This is a genomic window from Streptomyces sp. NPDC049597 (assembly GCF_040675505.1).
In the GTDB taxonomy this organism is placed as follows: Bacteria; Actinomycetota; Actinomycetes; order Streptomycetales; family Streptomycetaceae; genus Streptomyces.
In genome coordinates this window covers 77,285-93,454 of record NZ_JBFAOY010000023.1, presented here as the reverse complement: position 1 = coordinate 93,454, position 16,170 = coordinate 77,285, and the positions used below count along the sequence as shown (strand labels likewise).

Sequence of the window (16,170 nt, the reverse complement as noted above, 5' to 3'; positions counted from 1 at the left end):
GTCCGCCATCTCACAAGCCGTTCGTGGCACCAGCGCACCGCACGGGCCTCGGTCTCGCCCAGAGCTCGTTGGCTCGCGGAGACGAAGGGGAGGTCACCATGCCGTGGGCTCGCACCACGGGAATCAACGTGCCTCACATACAGGCGAGTTTCGTGGCGGCCGGAGGACGCCGGGCGCTGCCAGTCTTTCCATAGGCATCGCCGTGCCGAAGAGGGTTCGGAGTCAGCCCGGTGCCCACCAGGCCGTCACGAAACCCGCCGCGGAGACGGTGCCAGTCTTCAGGCGGACCTCACCGGCCAGAAGGATCCGAGGCATCCGCTCCGCACTGCATTAGAGGGTGGGCCTCCAGCAGTTCCTCGATCCGCCCGGCCAGCAGCTTGCGCTGGTCGAGCACGGCCGCCAGGGAGGCGGCCAGGCTCGGGACGATCAGCGCGGCCGCCTCGGTCCCCGGAACGGTCACGGTCTGCTCGTCCAGCGCGGCGAAGATGTCCTCGACCAGACGCTCGGCCATCCTCGGTGCCTTCGGCCGCAGCAGCGTGACCAGCCGCCGCCTCCCCGCCTTGCGGTCTGGGCCGGTGACCCGAACTGTTCCAGCAGCGTCAGGACGGCCGGGTGCTGCAACCACGGCCCCAGCACCCGTTCCAGCGACGGGTGGATCTGGGTCAGCAGGCCATGCAGCCGGTTCGCGACCCGGGTCGCCTCGCCAGCCAGGTCGTCGTCGAAGCCGACGATCATCTCCAGCTCGGCGATCGTCTCGTCCTCTCCGTCGATCGCCCGCAGCGTATGTGGCATCGCTCGGGCCGCGTCCGCGATGATGAACGCGTCCTTCGCGTCCGTCTTGGCCTCGCCCGGGTAGAGGTCGGCGATCCGCCGCATCGTGAGGCCCGGCAGATAGGCGACCGGGCAGCCCATATCCCGGGCCACGGCCAGCGGCAGGGCGCCGATCGAGGCCGGCTGGTCGACCACGACCAGCACCGTTCCGTGCTTGGCCTGGAGTTTTGCGAACAGCTCGCGGAGCTTGGGTTCGGTGTTGGGCAGGCGCTTGTCGAAGGCTTTCTTGCCGGCCGGGGTGACGGCGGTGGCGTGGTGCTCGCCCTTGCCGACGTCCAGGCCGAGGAAGACGTCGATGTCGCCGGTGTCGATCACGTGCATGCCCCTCCATCACGTTCACGTCCGGCCTTGCCTGGGCACCGAGCTGCCACATCCACGTTACGGAGAGCTCTTCCGGCCTTGGGTGAAGCCGGTGCTCAAGCCCCTCATCAGCGGTCCGTCGATGCCTCCGGACCCGGTGACACCACCCCCGGATCATCAACAACAGGAGGGGGAAGTCATGCCGGACCCGAAGGCCGGAGGCCCCATTGCGGAGCCAAGAAAAAGGTAACGGGGGGGGAGTCGGCTTCCGGGTGCCGCCGGGCGCAGCAGACGGCGCTGTGGCCGCGACGCCGGGCGAGCGCGCCGGCGCCGGGCCCGGTCGGCCAGAATCCCCAAGAGATCCGGTCCAGCTCCGGGACAAGGGTGCCTCATTGGAGATGATGGTCCCCGTACTGGGCCCAGGCTCGGGGGACGGCTTCGGGCTCCACGCTGTGCAAGGTGCTCCTCGAATGTCGGGGGAGAGGCGGGGCCGCGCCGGCTGCGCCGGCCCCGCGATGATGTGCGATGTCTGTGGTGGTCAGCGGTCCTGGGCGAGGGCGTACAGCTCGCCCAGCAGACTGCCCTCGGTCGCGACGAGTTCGTCGAAGGAGCCCTGTTCTCGGATGGTGCCCTGGTCAAGGACGATGACCCGGTCGGCCATACGTACGTTGTCCAACCGATGCGTGACCACCACGGTGATCCGGTCCGGAGCCATGGCTCGCAGCTCGCGGAAGATCTGGTGCTCGCCGCGGGCGTCCATCTCGCTGGTCGGCTCGTCCAGGACGAGCACGGCCGGCTCGCGATACATCGCCCGCGCGCACGCCAGGCGCTGCCACTGGCCGCCGGACAGCTCGTGGCCGCCCCACACCGAGCGGGCGAGCAGTGTTTCCAGTTGATCGGGCAGCTCGCGCAGCGCCTTGGTCATGCCGACCCGCTCCGCCGCGTCCCAGATCCGATCGTCACCGTGCTCGCGGGGCTGGCCCAAGGTGATGTTCTCCCGGGCGGCGAGCGGCCAGTGTCCGTTCTTCTGTGGGACCAGGCCCACGTGCCGCCAGACCGTCTCCGCGTCGGCGGTGGCCAGGTCGGTGTCGTCCCACAGCACCTTTCCGTCGGTGGGCACGGTGAGCCCGGTGAGCATCCTGATCAGCGTCGACTTGCCGGCCCCGTTCTCCCCGACCAGGGCGACGACCTCGCCGCGGTTCAGGGTGAGCGTGATCGGCTGGACGGCCGCGGTCTCCTTGCTTGGGTAGGTGTAGGAGGCGCCTTCCAGTCGGATCTGTTGCGGGGGCTTGGCCTGCGCGGTGCCGCGGGCCGTGGTCATGGCGCGGACCTCGTCGATGAAGGTGTAGTAGTCGGAGAGGTAGAGGCCGTGGTGGAACATGACCGTGCTGTATCTGATGATCGAGTTCAGGGCGCGGCCGGCGGTCTGGGAGGCGACGACCGCAGTGCCAGCGATCGCGGTCGACATGGCCCCGGCGAGGACCAGCCCGGCGAGCGAGGCCCACATGCCGAGGGTGAACAACCCGCCGAGGGACGCGGCCAGCAGTGTGATCCGCAGGTAGGGCCGGGCCCCGGCGACTTCCCGAGATTCGACCCGGTCACACATCGCTCGGTACCAAAAGTGCAGGTATCCGCGCATTGTGTTGGCCCGCAGCTCGTCGGCGAGCTCGGCCGTCGTCAGCCACCACCGCATCATCCCGCGCACATTCCGGGCGGAGATCGTCCGGTCGTGGACCCGGTAGTCGACCCGAGCGGCGATCACTCCGCCCAGACCTCGGGGGACAACCGACAGCAGCAGCACACCGAGCAGCAGCGGGTGAAGGGAGGTGAGCACGGTTGCCGCGGACACCAGCTGGACGAGCCCGTTGGTGAGGGTCTTGGCGTCGTCGGCGAGGTCGACGGCGCGCAGCGCGCCGATCTCCGCAGCCTGGCTCCGGTCACCGAAGCCCTCCGCGTCGTACGCGGCGAGCTCGGCCCGCATATGGAGATCGACCAGCTCCAGATCCGCAGCTGAGGCGATCTTCGGGTTCAGGCGCCGGGTCGCCCAGTCCGCGAGGATCCACATCGCTGCGCCGGTGGCCATCGCCACGACGGCGACGGTCAGTGCGGGCCCCGCGTGGACCAGGCCCTCGCGGGGGTCGGAGACCATGAGCTGTGGCAAGGCGTGGGCGACGGCGGTGAGCATCACGGCCGTGCCGATGCCGGACAGCAGCTGGCAGATGACGATCGTCAGGGCCATGCTCCGGTCGACCGTCCAGGCCAGGCGGGCCGTCTGGATCAGTGCCGCTGGGATACGGCGGGCCATGTCCCACAAGGTGGCGTCGTCCATCGCCCGCCGGTGCTTGCGCCCGTTGTAGTCGAGCTCCGGCGGCGCGGACGGCTGTGGAACCCCCGTCCGTGCTGCGGGAACGGACACGCACTCGTCGGTCGTGCTCGCCCCGTGCGCTTCCAATGCGGTCGTCTTCTCATGTGGTGCGCTCACGCGAACACCCCCGCCATGAGCCGGTCCAGGGTGCGCCGCCCGCGCGCGGTGACATGGGGGTCGTCGTAGGCGGGCCCCCAGACCAGGCAGCTCACCGCGTCGAGCGCCGCCAGGCACTTCAGCGCGTGCTTCTCCTTGGGCGTGAGGTCTCGGCCGTAGCCCTGGAGGCACGCGGTACGTAGGTCGGGCCGATCAGCCCAGGTGGCGCAGGCCAGAGGGACGAAGTCCTGCACCACGGTCGCAAACCGGGATCTCTCGAAGTCGATCAATCCTGCCTGTCCCCGGTCGCTCGACCACATCAGGTTCCGGTCCCAGGCGTCGCCGTGGATGAACGCGATCGGCAGCGGCGGAAGGGTGCACAGCTGCTCGGCCAGGTCCCGCACCAGCTTCTGCTCCGCCGGAGTCAGCCGGGCCCCAGCCGTGCGCAGGTGGTTCTCGGCGCCATCCGCCGCGGCCTGCAGCGCCTGCTCGGCCTCGGTGCGCCGGGGGCCCGACAGGGCGCCGGCCGCGTGGAAGCGGGCCAGCAAGGTGCCGCCTTGCCTGTGTGCGCGGACTTCCTCGGCGGGCGTCAGCGTCAGCTGCTTGAGCGGCCGTCCCGGGACCGCGGTCAGGAGCAGGGCCAGGTGTTCCGCACTCGAGGCGCGCAGCTGTGGCGCGCGGCCGCCGCCGAGGGCCGGAGCCGCGTGGCGCAGCGCCAGGGTCTCGCGCTCGTACATCAACGAGCGCGGGGACACCTTCAGGTAGAAGCGGACGTCTCCGGGCAGGGAGAGCTGCCAGACGCGGGAGTTCTCCCGTGGGTGGGAGGCGTCCCGGACGGACGGCCGGGCGCCGAGGGCCCGGCTGGCCCACGCGAGCAAGGCGGGGGCGGACGTGCTCGGGTCGGTCATGCCCCCCACCCCGATGACGGTCGTGATGCGGAGGCGAACAGGGCGCGACGCGCATCGACCGGACGCCGAAACGCGATGGCCTGGGCGGCCTGCGCGGGAGGATTCTCGAATACGGGGCGAAGGGCGGTAAGCACACGGACGGGATTCACGGATCCTCCTCGGTAGCGGCAAACGGGTAGAGCACCCGGACAACGTCCCTGATCACAGGGCCGACACGGGCAGCCTCGGGCTATGGGGCGAGCGAAAGTTCGACGCCAGGTAGACGGGGCAAGTGCTGTCGGCCTAGGTGCTTGGCACCTGCATGTTCGATTCACCCTCACGGGGGCAGCGGCACCGCAGTAGCCCGAACGGCGGATTGAATGACGGCGTCGAGGGCACCGGTCTCCTTCGGCGAGGCGCGGATGTGCTCTGCGGACGCACCCTCGTCCACGCCACTGACACTCAGCGGAGGCCGCCACCGTGATCCGGTCATTCCCAACCGGCCGGGCCGTGAAGGGACAGCCACGCCGCTGCGGGCTGATGACCTGGGACGCAGCCCGGAGAAAGGATTCTCGAGCTACCGCGCCGCCCCCGAAATCCGGCGCCCGCCAAAGTGGCTTGATCTCACTGCTGGCCGGGCCACCGGCCGGGGCGGCAATCCCGTGAGCGGCCACGACAGCGGCTAGCGTCAGCACCTTCGACGCACGCCCGGGTGGTGCTCGCCCCATCCGTGCCCGCTCGAGCAGATGCGCCGCTACGTACGACGAGCGTCCGCCAGCTACGCCTCCGGGAGCGCCGCGCGCAACGCCCCCGCGAAAAGGTCACGAGGAGCGACATGACCGCTCCCGCCCCGTACCTCCGGGACATCGTGACGGCCTACCTACGAAGCACGCTGTCGTAGGCTGGCTCTGCTCGGGGCTGTCACGGAGGTTCGTCATGCCCCGTCCGATTTGGAGCGGCGCCATCAGCTTTGGTCTCGTGACCATCCCGATCAAGGTCATCAACGCCACCGAGTCCCACGACATCCCATTCCGCCAGATCCACCTGGAGGACGGCGGCCGTATCCGCTACCGGAAGATCTGCGAGCTGGACGGGAAACAGCTGCGGGACGACGAGATCATCAAGGGCTATGAGGTCTCGAAGGACACCCTCGTTCCCGTGACGGACGACGACCTGGCGGACATGCCGCTGCCGACTGCGAAGGCGATCGAGCTCGTCGCGTTCGTCCCCGCGGAGACGATCGACCCCGTACGGATTGGCGACTCCTACTACCTGGAGGGGGATGGTCAGGTCGCGGCCAAGCCGTACAAGCTCCTGCGCCAGGCCCTCGAACGGTCCAGCAAGGTGGCCGTGGCGAAGTTCGCCCTCCGCGGCCGCGAGCGACTCGGCCTCCTGCGCGTGAAGGGCGAGGCGATCGTCCTGCATTCGATGCACTGGCCGGACGAGATCCGCTCCTCCGAGGAGCTCGCGCCGCCGCCGGTGGAGCTGGGCGACTCGGAGGTGGACGAGGCCCTGCGCCTCATGGACGCCCTATCTGAGGACCACCTGCCCGCCTACACCGACCACTATCGGGATGCCCTCGAGGAGGTCATCACAGCGAAGGCCGAGGGCCGGAAGCTGGAGCCAGCAGGGGAGGCGCCGCAGCCGGCCGCGCAGGTCGTCGACCTCATGGCAGCGCTCAACGCCTCAGTGAAAGCCGCCAAGGAGTCCCGCGGCGAGGAGCCCGCCACCGTCCACGACATGCCGAAGAAGAAGGCCGGGGCGAAGAAGGCGGCCACGAAGAAGACCGCGGCCAAGAAGACCACAGGCCGGAAGCCGCGCGCCTCCTAGGTTGTAAAGCTGGCGCCTAACGGCAATGCGCCGTGGGGCCATGCCCTCATCGTCAGCGGCTGGGGTGCCACCGGACTGGACTGGGCCTTGGCCAACCTTTGTGGTCGCGGGCTACACCGGCCCCATCGGCAAAGACGGGACGAACCATTGGATCGGAGCGACGGCTTCTGACGCCATCCAATGGGCCGCGCCTGGCCTTCGCCGCCCTTCGCCAGCGACCAACAAACTTCCTGCGAAACCAGACACGGCGTCCCGTCCCCGTGCTGGCTGTTCCAGCCCGCATGCCGAATGTCTAATGGAAAACGGCCCAACGGTTCCCAAGGCCATAGACCGGCTGTATGGCGGGCAGGGCATTGTCCTCGGCTCGAGGCCCGCCACGTCTTCGCGCCCGCTCGCCCGCTCTACGGCATCGGGTTCTGACGCAGCTCGGCCGACGCCTCCCGCCCGTACTTCTCCAGCTCGGATCCTTCTCCGCTGCCGCTGTACGACCAGCCGTCTGCGACGAACTGGCGGACCATCGTGCGCAATCGCTCGCGCGAGTAGCCCATCTCGAGGTGAATGACGAGGTTCGCGGACGCTTCCGCGTACCCACCCTCTGCCTCCCAGTACGCTGGCGGGTTCCCGTCGCGCACGGGGAGCAGGTAGTGCTCGACCGCGCGCACGGGCACAAAAGGCGGACCGGTGAACGGCAGCGGTACCGCATCCTCACGCGATGCGACGCGCAGCCCAGCCAGGGCGATGCTGTCGCCCACCGCTGGGACCGCCGCCGCGAGGTAACCGTCGTCTCGGTACAGGGCACCTGCGTAGAGCGTCGAGGCTTCGCCCACGGCCCTGACCGTCTCGTAGAACTCGATCCGCACACCTAGCTCGATCATATGGCGATCCTGACACAGGCGGCCAAACCACCCTGTGTCTTTCGGACTTGGTCCCTGATCGGCGCCCCGTCAGGACCCTGTAACCCGCGGCCAGCGCCATGCCCAAGTCTCAATGTCAGTGGGGCGTCGGACAATTCCGATCATGGTCCACGCCTTTCCTCTGACCCTGCCCGCTTTGATGGTCAACGCGCACCGCGTCGATCTGACCGCCAAGCCCTCCGACGGACTGCACTTCACGGTGTTCGACGTCGGGTCGGCTCCGTTCGGCGATACGTACGTGCTGGGCGGAGTGCGCCGCTACCGGACGTTGCCGGAATCCCCGCGTGATCCCGCCGAGGAGAACTTCACGTACGGGTTCATCACCCGGTACGCGCCGGACGGCTCTCCTGTGGACACGGCCCTGTTCGCGCAGCCGCACCTGGACGGCTCGCCTTCGGCGCTCCCCGAAGCCGGGGACATGACTCTTGCAGTACTGCCCGACGGCACGGTCGCCCTCAGCCAGAGTCCGGGCAGCACGTTCCTGCTCTCCGCCGACCTGAGCCGAGTCCTGGAAGCCTGGCGGATGCCCTTCGGCTATTCCATCGAGGAAGGAGGGCCGGGTGACCCCTACGCCGTCTCCCTCTCGGTCACTCCGTCAGGCCGGCTCCTGGGCGTGACCTCCGAGTACGGGCTGAGTAACTGGGCCGGGGCGCGCCCCAACATCGTCGCCCTCTCGGAACCCGGGAGCAGCCTGGCCCCCGGGGCCAAGGCCACGTTGCAGGCGATCGCCTCACTCGATGCCCGAACCGCCCGGCAGACGGAAGCGGACTTGAGCCCGCACGTCCGCTTCCAGGGAGCCCCGGTCGGCAGGGACAACCGGCCTTCGCCCTCGCTGACCGAGCTGGTCTCGTCGTACGCACGCAGCCCCTACGAGTACAGCGACTGCACGCTCGGACGGCCCGCGCCGCTCGGCGACGACCTCTTCGTCGTGCCGGTCTTCAGCCGCATCTACCGCTCCGGCAACCGCGGTGGGGCGTTCACCTTCGCCCTGCTGGACGACCGGGGCCGACTGGCGGGACGCTTGGAGGGCATGGACCTTTACAAGGACAGCCCCTTCACCGGCTTCTGCTTCACCGTGGTCACCGATCCGCACCGGGCGAGGGCCTTCCACCTGAACCGCTACGGCCTCTACGCATGGGGCCCGGACGGACAGTTGCGGGCCAGGATGTCCACCGAGGACACGGCGCTCAAGGCCCTCACGCACTTTACCCTCATGGATTGCACGCCTGCCGGTGATCTCCTCCTCGTCCACCGCACGCAGAACCTGGTGCTGCGCGTGCCGGTACCGGAGGACCTGGGTGAGCTACAGGGAGTCGTGGAGACCGCGCTCAAAACGTTCAGAACCCAGCGCACGGCACTGAAGAAGCGCTTCGCGCCGGTGAACTGGCACTGGGTCGAGCAGTCGGCGCGGGTGCACCGGCTCTGAGCTTGCCCTTTGACCTTCGGTGAGGGATCCACTGGGCGCGGGAGGGACCCGATCGAACTCTGTGGTGGGTGGGACGAGTGCCGCGACGCCTCTGCTGGTGACCGCCCAACGGGCGGATCAGCGGTGGCGACCGTACAGTCGCCAGGAGGCTCGCCCATGACAGGACGGCTAACCGAGCGGCCCCGCGTTCACTTCGCACCTTACGTGGGGCCGCTCCTGCCTTCTCAGCAGTTCATGCTGACCGGTCACCCGTTTCGCGTCGCAGATGTTCGGCCCCTTGGCCAAGCCCACCGCCTCGTGAGGAATTGGGATACCCCGTCCATAGGCGCCCGGGTCGCCACGGTCAGCCCATGTCCCGAAGCAGCAGCATGACCGGTGCCTGTCCAGGTTCGGCTGACCAGTAGCAGCCATGTGCGGACACCAGGTTGAGGACCACTCTGCGCGTGGGCCGGGCTGCGTGCCAAGGACGATCGGGCCTGATCTCTCAACGTGTTGGGCGGGGCGCTGTGAGGTCAGTTGAAGTCGAAGGTGGCGACGACGGGGGCGTGGTCGGACTCGGGGTATTTGATGTCTGTGGCGAAGGCGATGGAGTCGTCGTGGAGGATTTCGTTGTGGATCTCTGAGCCGCGGTAGTGGGCGAGGAGGTTGCGGGTGACGAGCATGTGGTCGATCATCTGGCCGCGGCCGTGGTGGAAGAGGGTGTAGCGGGCCTCGGTGGGGATGGTGTGCTCGATGGGGACCAGGACCCGGGTGGCGAGGTCGCCGTTGCCTGTGTCCTCGACGTTGCCGCAGATTGCGAGCACCGGGACTTCTTCGGGTTCGGCGTTGAAGTCGCCGGCGACGATGATGCGCGCGTCCGGGTCGTCGTCGAGGATCTGGTCGATGAGGCGCCTGACTTCCAGGGCTTGGCTCATGCGCTTCATGGACGACAGGAAGCTGCCCTCGGCCCAGCTGTCGGCGGTGCGCCAGATGCCCTTCTGGGGATCGATCACCTGACCGGGGATGCTGGTGGGGATCTTGGATTTCAGGTGCACGGTGATGACGTGTAGGAGGCGGCCGGGTTCTGCGTGGTCGATGTCGATCTGCGCGTGCAGGATGGGCCGCTCGATCCCGATCGGGACCGGCTCCTGGTCGGGGGGTGTGGCGGTGAGCCGCTGGTAGCGGGGCTCGGCGACCAGGTCGTTCTTCAGCTGCTGGTGCTTGATGACCGGCAGGTGGGTGGCGATGACCAGGTTGCGCACGTCGAAGACGGCGTCGTTCGCCGGCTTGGTGCTGACCAAGGGCGCGCCGTCGAGGTTGGTGCCGGCGAGCAGCTCCTGCAGTGCGAGCAGGGCGCGCGGTTGCCCGGGGCGCTCCTGCCCGTGGACTTCCTGGAAGCAGGCGATATCCGCCCGCAGCCGCGTGATCTGCGGCTTCATCAGCTTGATGCGTTCGGCCAGCGACGGGCGTGCGCCCGCAGCGGCCTCATCGAAGTTCTCCAGGTTGAACGTGGCAATCCGGATCTGTGTCACAGGTGCCTCCCAGGGCTCGCCATGGCCGGGATACGCAGCGTAACCAGGTTTTGTGATGGTGACGGTGAGGCGCGCTCGGCGTTCCACCGACTGCCAGGCGCACCCGCTGCCGCTGGTTCCCGGCGGATCCCGGCCGGCTCCGATCAGTCCAGGATGCCGAGTTCGGTGCCGGCCCGGCCGTCCTGCATCGCGCACGCTGCGAATCAGCTCGGTCTCAGCCACGGGCGCGCGCGACGATGCGGAGGTGGCCCTGTGGCTGGCCGCTTGGTGACGGGCACGGAAGTACGGGGTCACTGAAGGGAACCGCAGTGAAGGACACACGTTACGAGGTGGCACTGGCGAACGGCGGTGGGCTGGCCGCCGCCATGGGCCGAGCCTCCCGCGCGGCCCGGGAAGCCGTACCGGTCGCCGACGAGCACGAGACGGCCATCCGCGACGTGGCGGCCGGCGTCGCGGCGCCCGTGCTCACCGGCTATGTGCTGTGGCTGCTCGAGGAGGCGCGCGAGCGTGACCTCGACCGGCTCTGCTTCCTCTCCCGGGACGCCCAGGTGCTCCACGAGATCGCCCGCACACTGGCACCCCGGCTGGGTACGGACATCGAACTGCGCTACGTCTACAGCAGCCGCCGCACCTGGAGCCTCTCCGCCTCCGATCCGTACCGCCTGGACGAGGCCGACTGGCTCTTCAACAGCTTCATCCGCTCCAACGCGGCCGACGTGTGCGCCCGGCTGGGCCTCGATCCCGGCATCGCGCCCCCGCTCCTCGCCCGTGTCGGCGCCTCCTCCAACCCCGCCGATCGGGCGGACTCACCCGCCCAGAACGCCGCGCTGCGCCGCTTCGTCGCCCTGCCCGAGGTCGCCCGCGCCATCGCCCCGCGCATCGGACGGATGCGCGATCTGGTGCTGGCCTACGCGCGCCAGGAAGGCATGGCCTCCGCCACCACCGGGCTGGTGGACGCGGGCTGGACGGGCCGTATGGTCGCGGCCCTGCACTCGGTGCTCGACAGTGCGGGACTTCCCCTCCCCCACGCCTACTTCTGGGGGCACGAGCGGCGCAAGGCGGGGGGCGTGGCCCCGGAGCATGTCAGCCCCTACATGTACAACACCGCGGGCGAGCCGGGCGTCCAGTGGCGCGTGCCGGACTGCCCGTACATCATCGAGACCTTCTGCATGTCCGACCACAGCATCGTGTCGGGCTACCGGGAGGCCGCGGACGGGACGCTCACCGCGGAGCTGAAGGACAGCAACACGGCGGTGACGAAATGGGGCTTCGACGTCTACCGGGCCACGGTCCGGGCCTTCACCGAGGCCCTGGAGACCGAGGCGGCGAACGAGGACATCCGCCCGGTCCTCTCGTCCGTGCTCCGGGGGTTCTGGACCCGCCCCACCCACGCCGAGGCCGCTGCCTGGGGCGCCTACCCCTACGACTCCGACCCGCTGGGTCGCTCCGCCCTGCCGCTGGCGCGACCCTTCACTCCGGAGGAGCTGGCCGCCGCGGGCGAGCCCGGTTTCCGGTGGGGCGACCGCGCGTGGCTGCCCGGTTCGCTGGCTCTGAGCGGGGAACACGGGCGCAGGGCAGCCGAGTTGCTGGCCCCGCGGCTGGAGTGGCTGGGGGCGCCGGCAGCCGATTGAGCGCGGGGGCCTCTGCCCCCAGGGCATCGTGCCGGAGTCCGTTGAGGCGGAGTGTGGGTGTTAACGGCCAGACTGAATTCCCGAGGTAGAGCCGATAGCGGCGCGTGGAGGATGCATGCACCCAGCCCGCGCAACAAGTCTGCGAACGTGGGCGGTTGGCCGAATCGCCGAGGATGGTGATCGCGCGTCCGGGATAGGTGCGTTGGCCCGCACTGACTCGCGCCCGACTTGTAGAGTGCGAACCTCCTCGTACGCCCAGACCTTCGCTGGAGTTGACTGTGCACGTGCTCGCTGCCCGTATCCGAGCGGTCGGTGGCCGGGAGCTTCGCTCCTGGACCGGAGCGGAGGTGGCTCGTGGCGATCAGTGATGCCGCCATCTCGGACGCCCTGGCCGCCTACCTGGGGCGCCACCCGGATGAGGTCGAGTTGCTGTCTCAGCCGGTGCAGATGCTCGCCAGCGGTGAGAACTTCGCCTCTCGGCGCAGCTTCCCGATGCACGTGACGGTTGGTGCCCTGCTGGTGCGTGGCGGCTCCGAGATCTTGCTGATCGAGCACCGGGCCTATGGGATCACTCTGCAGCCCGGCGGCCATCTTGAGCCGACGGACACCACGTTGACCGACGCTGCTGTGCGCGAGCTCTCCGAAGAGACCGGACTCGACTCCGGGGCCGTGTTCCTGGCTGATCCGGTTCCCGCGTATGTCGAGTACGGGCGCGTTCCGGCGCGCCCGGAGAAGGGGGAGCCGGATCACTACCACCTCGACATCGGGTTCGCGTTCACGACAGACCACGCGGACGTGGGCCGGATTCAGGCAGCGGAGGTGACCGGTGCCGCCTGGTATCCGCTCGCGGATGCCGAACGGCTGGTCGGCCACCGCATTTCCCGGGCAGTCAGCAGGCCGGCTCATGCGGGCTGACCCCGCAGAGCCGTGCGGTTCGTGCCGGTCGCAGCACCGGAGTTGCGCACCTGCGGAAGATCGGTGGGCTCCGTCCCACATCTCCGATCACGCCTGGGGTTCCTCGAGTTGAGCGACGACGACGAGCCAGCTCGTGACAGTGACGTCGTCGGGGCAGGTCTGGGCGTACGCCTCCTGCAGGATCGCCATCTGCTGTTCGTAGGACAAACCGCTGTCCGGGCGGGCGAATACCGGGATGGACAGCCAGGCTCTCCGTTCGGCCATGGTGACGTGCTGGGCCGTGACGTCCGTTTCCACCAGCGTGAGCCCGGCAGCGGTCAGGTGGCTGGTGACGGCCGTGAGCGGCAACCGGGGGACGCCGTTCGCCGACGCCGGGGGCGTGCCGTAGTCGCGGGCGGCGATCCGCTCGATCAGGGTGCCGAGTGAGGGACTGGTGGGCAGGGTCGGTGCGTCCGGGTGGGTGACTCCGGCGAATCCGCCGCCGACGTTGAACACGAACCGGCCGCCGGGCCGCAGAACGCGGCGCACCGCGGCGAACACGGCAGGAACGTCCGTCTTCCAGATGGCCGAGTTGCACACGACCGCGTCGACGCCGTGGGCGGGGGCGTGTTCGGCCAGGCCTTCGGCGGGTGCGGTGACCCAGGACAGGCGTGGATCGTTCAGGGTGCGGCGGCCGATGCGCTGCATGGACGGAGCGTTGTCGAGGGAGATGACCTGGGCGTTGGGCGGCGCCAGGGCGAGGATGGCTTCGGCGGTTGCTCCGGTGCCGCCGCACAGGTCAACGATCACGTGGCTGTCGGTGAGGCGGGCGCGGGCGACGAGGTCGCGGCTGGAGGCGCTGTACATGGGGAAGGTGTGGGCGAACGCGGCGTAGGCCTCGGCGGTGGTTTCGTCGTCCCAGCCGGTCAGTGCGTCTTGTGTCAACGCGGTGTCCTTGAATCGTCGTTGGTCCCGGGCCGGTCGGCCACCTGCGGCTTCGGCCGTGCTGTGCGCAGGCCCGAGCTGGGGATGCTGGCTCAGTCGAAGGAGGGCTTTCGGTCCCGGGTCCGCTTGAGTTCGAAGAAGCCGTCCGTTGCGGCCACGGCGAGCAGGCCGTCCCAGAGCCGTCCGGCGGCTTCGCCGCGGGGCGCCGGGGAGACCACGGGGCCGAACAGGGCCGTACCGGCGATCCGCAGGACGGGGGTCCCGACGTCGATTCCGACCTCGTCGAACGCCTCGTGGTGCGAGTCCTTGATGAGCTGGTCGAACTGCGTGCTGGTGGCCGCCGCGGCCAGCGACGCCGGCAGTTTCGCCTCCGCTAGAGCTTCAGTGATCACGGTGGGGTCCTCGCGGCGCCGTTGGTTGTGCAGCCGGGTGCCGATGGCGGTGTACAGCGGGCCCAGCACGAGGCGGCCGGCGTGCTCGGTGGCGGCGGCGCAGACCCGCACCGACCCCCAGGCCGTCTCCATCAGCTTCCGGTAGTCCTCGCTGAGGCCCTTGCCTCCTCGCTGGTCGAGGTTCAGGTAGGCGAGCGACATGATTCGCCAGTCGGCGCGCACCTGCCGGACCTTCTCGACCTCCAGGAGCCAGCGCGAGGTGATCCAGGCCCAGGGGCACAGAGGGTCGAACCAGAAGGGGACCTCGTGGATCTCGTTGTCGCCGGTCTCTTCCTTGATCGTCATGATGGGTACCGTCCAATCTCCGAGTGGTCCTGCACGGCGTCGTTCTGCGGGTGGGCTAGATGTCGAACAGCCCGCTTTGGACGGGCAGGTTGTGCTTGGCGGTGCGACCGGCCACCTTCACCAGGGCCGCAAGGACGCCGAGCTGAGGGTCTTCGTCGGCGGCGCTGATGAGCTGGAGGAAGACCTTCGCGGTGACCGCGACGTCGGCGGAGGCCCGGTGCCGGTCCGACGGCTGCGGGATGCCGAAGTGCGCCAGCAGCGTGTCGAGTTTGTAGTTCGGCAGGTTCGGGATGAGCCGTTTGGCCAGGGGGATCGTGTCGAGGAAGTCGGTTCGGGCCAGCGTGGGGCAGTGCTCGGCCTGGTGGTGGATGACGCCGGCTTCGGTGGCCGCGTGCTGGGCCACCAGCAGGTACGGGGTGCCGGCCGTGAGCCTCCGGTCCAGCGCCCCCAAGGCCTCGGCCGGGGTGGGGGCCGTCTGGAGCTGCTCGGCGGTCAGGCCGGTCTGGGCGGTGTCCGCCGGGGTCACCGGGGCGAACGCGGGCGGCCGAATCAGGGAGGTGCTGCGGCCGGTCTCCCTCCAGACGCCGTCCGGGCAGCGCAGGGCGAGGGCTGCTACCTCGATGGGCTGGGCCGGGTAGCCGGTGGGGGTTGTCGTCTCGAAGTCGATGACCACGAATGTCGTCGCCCGGAAGGCCGGGTCCTCGGTCAAGGCGCCCATATGTTCACCGTTCTCGTAGGTTCCGTCGCGCCGCTCGCCCCGGTCCGCGCCGGGGCTAGCATGCCCGAGCAGCAGCTGTCGTGATGTGCCGTCACTGGCTGGTGCGGTCGGTGACGGCCCGGGTCGCGGCGGGCAGGTCCGGTGCATTCCAGTGCTGCTCGCCCGTCCAGGTCTCGCTCAGGGACCGGTACAGGTCCGACATGATCGGCAGGAACTCGTGTGGGAGCGAGGCGGGCCGCGGCCACTGGCTGCGGGGCACGCCGTCGGCGATCAGCTTGCTGGTGGGGATCTCGTTCCCGGATCCCACGTACCAGTCCCGCAGGATCTGCTTGCCGCAGTGCACGCCGTCCAGCATCAGGCGGCTCTCGTCCGGTGTGCCGGGGCTGTCGGCGAGTACCAGCTCCTGATCGCTCGACATCAGGTACTCCACCTTGCCGTCGCAGTGGCTCAGCCCGACCTTGTCCGCGTGCCTGGTCAGCACCGTGTTGACCTTGAGGGTGGTCCCGCGCAGGGCCTGGAACTGCTCGTCGTGCAGTCCGGCGAGGTACTGGGCCTCGGTGGGGGTGAGGAAGCGGTTGACGTCGTCCCGGGTCGTCGCGTACTCGATGAGCGGCCGCTTCAGCTTCTCGCCGACCGGTGGGACGGCGTCGAGTCCGACGTCTGCCGGGGTCAGGTCGCCGGCGGCGAGCCGCCGGTGGACGGAGCTACCGGGCGGGAGTTCGTTGCGGAAGAGGACCTGGAGGGGGAGAAGGTAGTTGCCGAGCGCCGGGGTGAGGGGGCGGGCAGCGGCCGGGTCCGGGAGGCGCGCGAGGGTGAACTCGATGCGGTTCGGGGCGATGAACCGGCGGAAGTGCGTCCGTACGCCGGCCTCTTCCAGGAGGCGGAAGTTGAAGACGGCCATGCGGCAGATTGCCTCGCCCTTGCCGGGGATCGCGTCCGGCATCCGGCCGTAGTGGAAGACGGTGTAGTGGTCGGTGTATTCGAAGACGCCGACGCCTTCCCGGTGCGCGGTCGGCGGTTCGATGACGTACAGGTTCTTGGTCGAGTTCAGGACGGGCATCGTGCTCCTCGGGTTCGACGACCTC

The 16,170-nt window shown here is 69.3% G+C and carries 12 protein-coding genes and 1 pseudogene; 4 read left to right on the top strand and 9 right to left on the bottom strand.

Translation table 11 applies throughout. The annotated features are described in order from the left end of the window. Positions 1–325 precede the first annotated feature (325 nt). From AB0K02_RS24370 to AB0K02_RS24360, 3 genes and pseudogenes are all read right to left on the bottom strand, one after another. Positions 326–1,152, bottom strand: a pseudogene (locus tag AB0K02_RS24370) (IS110 family transposase); the annotation flags it as partial. 517 nt (positions 1,153–1,669) lie between these two features. Further along, positions 1,670–3,436, bottom strand: a complete 1,767-nt coding sequence (locus tag AB0K02_RS24365) for an ABC transporter ATP-binding protein (protein ID WP_365994665.1) — start codon at positions 3,434–3,436, stop codon at positions 1,670–1,672. A 173-nt stretch (positions 3,437–3,609) separates the two neighbouring features. After that, positions 3,610–4,500 carry a phosphotransferase gene (locus AB0K02_RS24360; protein ID WP_365994636.1) on the bottom strand — a complete coding sequence of 297 codons (891 nt, stop codon included), beginning with the start codon at positions 4,498–4,500 and terminating at the stop codon, positions 3,610–3,612. A 915-nt stretch (positions 4,501–5,415) separates the two neighbouring features. Between AB0K02_RS24360 and AB0K02_RS24355 the strand changes: the two genes are divergently transcribed. Then, a complete protein-coding gene (locus AB0K02_RS24355) occupies positions 5,416–6,309 on the top strand; it encodes a Ku protein (protein WP_365994635.1) in 894 nt (297 codons plus the stop codon). A gap of 401 nt (positions 6,310–6,710) precedes the next feature. Here the strand turns inward: AB0K02_RS24355 and AB0K02_RS24350 are convergent, their stop codons facing one another. Next, a complete protein-coding gene (locus AB0K02_RS24350) occupies positions 6,711–7,184 on the bottom strand; it encodes a hypothetical protein (RefSeq protein ID WP_365994634.1) in 474 nt (157 codons plus the stop codon). A gap of 142 nt (positions 7,185–7,326) precedes the next feature. Between AB0K02_RS24350 and AB0K02_RS24345 the strand changes: the two genes are divergently transcribed. Continuing rightward, positions 7,327–8,649, top strand: a complete 1,323-nt coding sequence (locus tag AB0K02_RS24345; RefSeq protein WP_365994633.1) for a hypothetical protein — start codon at positions 7,327–7,329, stop codon at positions 8,647–8,649. Positions 8,650–9,161: 512 nt separating this feature from the next. Here the strand turns inward: AB0K02_RS24345 and AB0K02_RS24340 are convergent. Next, positions 9,162–10,160 (bottom strand): endonuclease/exonuclease/phosphatase family protein, encoded by a 999-nt coding sequence (locus AB0K02_RS24340; protein WP_365994632.1) that lies wholly within the window; start codon positions 10,158–10,160, stop codon positions 9,162–9,164. A 308-nt stretch (positions 10,161–10,468) separates the two neighbouring features. On the opposite strand from AB0K02_RS24340, the gene AB0K02_RS24335 reads away from it, so the two are divergent. Both AB0K02_RS24335 and AB0K02_RS24330 read left to right on the top strand, forming a co-directional pair. Next, positions 10,469–11,791: a hypothetical protein gene (locus tag AB0K02_RS24335; protein ID WP_365994631.1), complete on the top strand. Its 1,323-nt coding sequence runs from the start codon at positions 10,469–10,471 to the stop codon at positions 11,789–11,791. A gap of 354 nt (positions 11,792–12,145) precedes the next feature. Next, entirely contained in the window at positions 12,146–12,706 is a 561-nt protein-coding gene (locus AB0K02_RS24330) for an NUDIX domain-containing protein (RefSeq protein ID WP_365994630.1), read from the top strand. Between the two features lie 87 nt (positions 12,707–12,793). On the opposite strand, the gene AB0K02_RS24325 is transcribed toward AB0K02_RS24330, so the two are convergent. The 4 genes from AB0K02_RS24325 to AB0K02_RS24310 all read right to left on the bottom strand — a co-directional run bounded on the left by AB0K02_RS24325 (position 12,794) and on the right by AB0K02_RS24310 (position 16,145). Next, complete coding sequence (locus tag AB0K02_RS24325; RefSeq protein ID WP_365994629.1) at positions 12,794–13,630, bottom strand: class I SAM-dependent methyltransferase; 837 nt, start codon at positions 13,628–13,630, stop codon at positions 12,794–12,796. Positions 13,631–13,722: 92 nt separating this feature from the next. After that, positions 13,723–14,367 (bottom strand): disulfide bond formation protein DsbA, encoded by a 645-nt coding sequence (locus tag AB0K02_RS24320; protein ID WP_365994628.1) that lies wholly within the window; start codon positions 14,365–14,367, stop codon positions 13,723–13,725. A gap of 55 nt (positions 14,368–14,422) precedes the next feature. Then, positions 14,423–15,085: a 3'-5' exonuclease gene (locus AB0K02_RS24315; RefSeq protein ID WP_365994627.1), complete on the bottom strand. Its 663-nt coding sequence runs from the start codon at positions 15,083–15,085 to the stop codon at positions 14,423–14,425. Between the two features lie 91 nt (positions 15,086–15,176). Further along, entirely contained in the window at positions 15,177–16,145 is a 969-nt protein-coding gene (locus AB0K02_RS24310) for a phosphoribosylaminoimidazolesuccinocarboxamide synthase (protein ID WP_365994626.1), read from the bottom strand. Positions 16,146–16,170: the final 25 nt, after the last annotated feature.

Bases quoted from the DNA above. Each gene is read 5' to 3' on its own strand.
- AB0K02_RS24365 (WP_365994665.1), bottom strand. From the start codon at position 3,436: ATGGCCCGCCGTATCCCAGCGGCACTGATCCAGACGGCCCGCCTGGCC.
- AB0K02_RS24360 (WP_365994636.1), bottom strand. From the start codon at position 4,500: ATGACCGACCCGAGCACGTCCGCCCCCGCCTTGCTCGCGTGGGCCAGC.
- AB0K02_RS24355 (WP_365994635.1), top strand. From the start codon at position 5,416: ATGCCCCGTCCGATTTGGAGCGGCGCCATCAGCTTTGGTCTCGTGACC.
- AB0K02_RS24350 (WP_365994634.1), bottom strand. From the start codon at position 7,184: ATGATCGAGCTAGGTGTGCGGATCGAGTTCTACGAGACGGTCAGGGCC.
- AB0K02_RS24345 (WP_365994633.1), top strand. From the start codon at position 7,327: ATGGTCCACGCCTTTCCTCTGACCCTGCCCGCTTTGATGGTCAACGCG.
- AB0K02_RS24320 (WP_365994628.1), bottom strand. From the start codon at position 14,367: ATGACGATCAAGGAAGAGACCGGCGACAACGAGATCCACGAGGTCCCC.
- AB0K02_RS24315 (WP_365994627.1), bottom strand. From the start codon at position 15,085: ATGGGCGCCTTGACCGAGGACCCGGCCTTCCGGGCGACGACATTCGTG.
- AB0K02_RS24310 (WP_365994626.1), bottom strand. From the start codon at position 16,145: ATGCCCGTCCTGAACTCGACCAAGAACCTGTACGTCATCGAACCGCCG.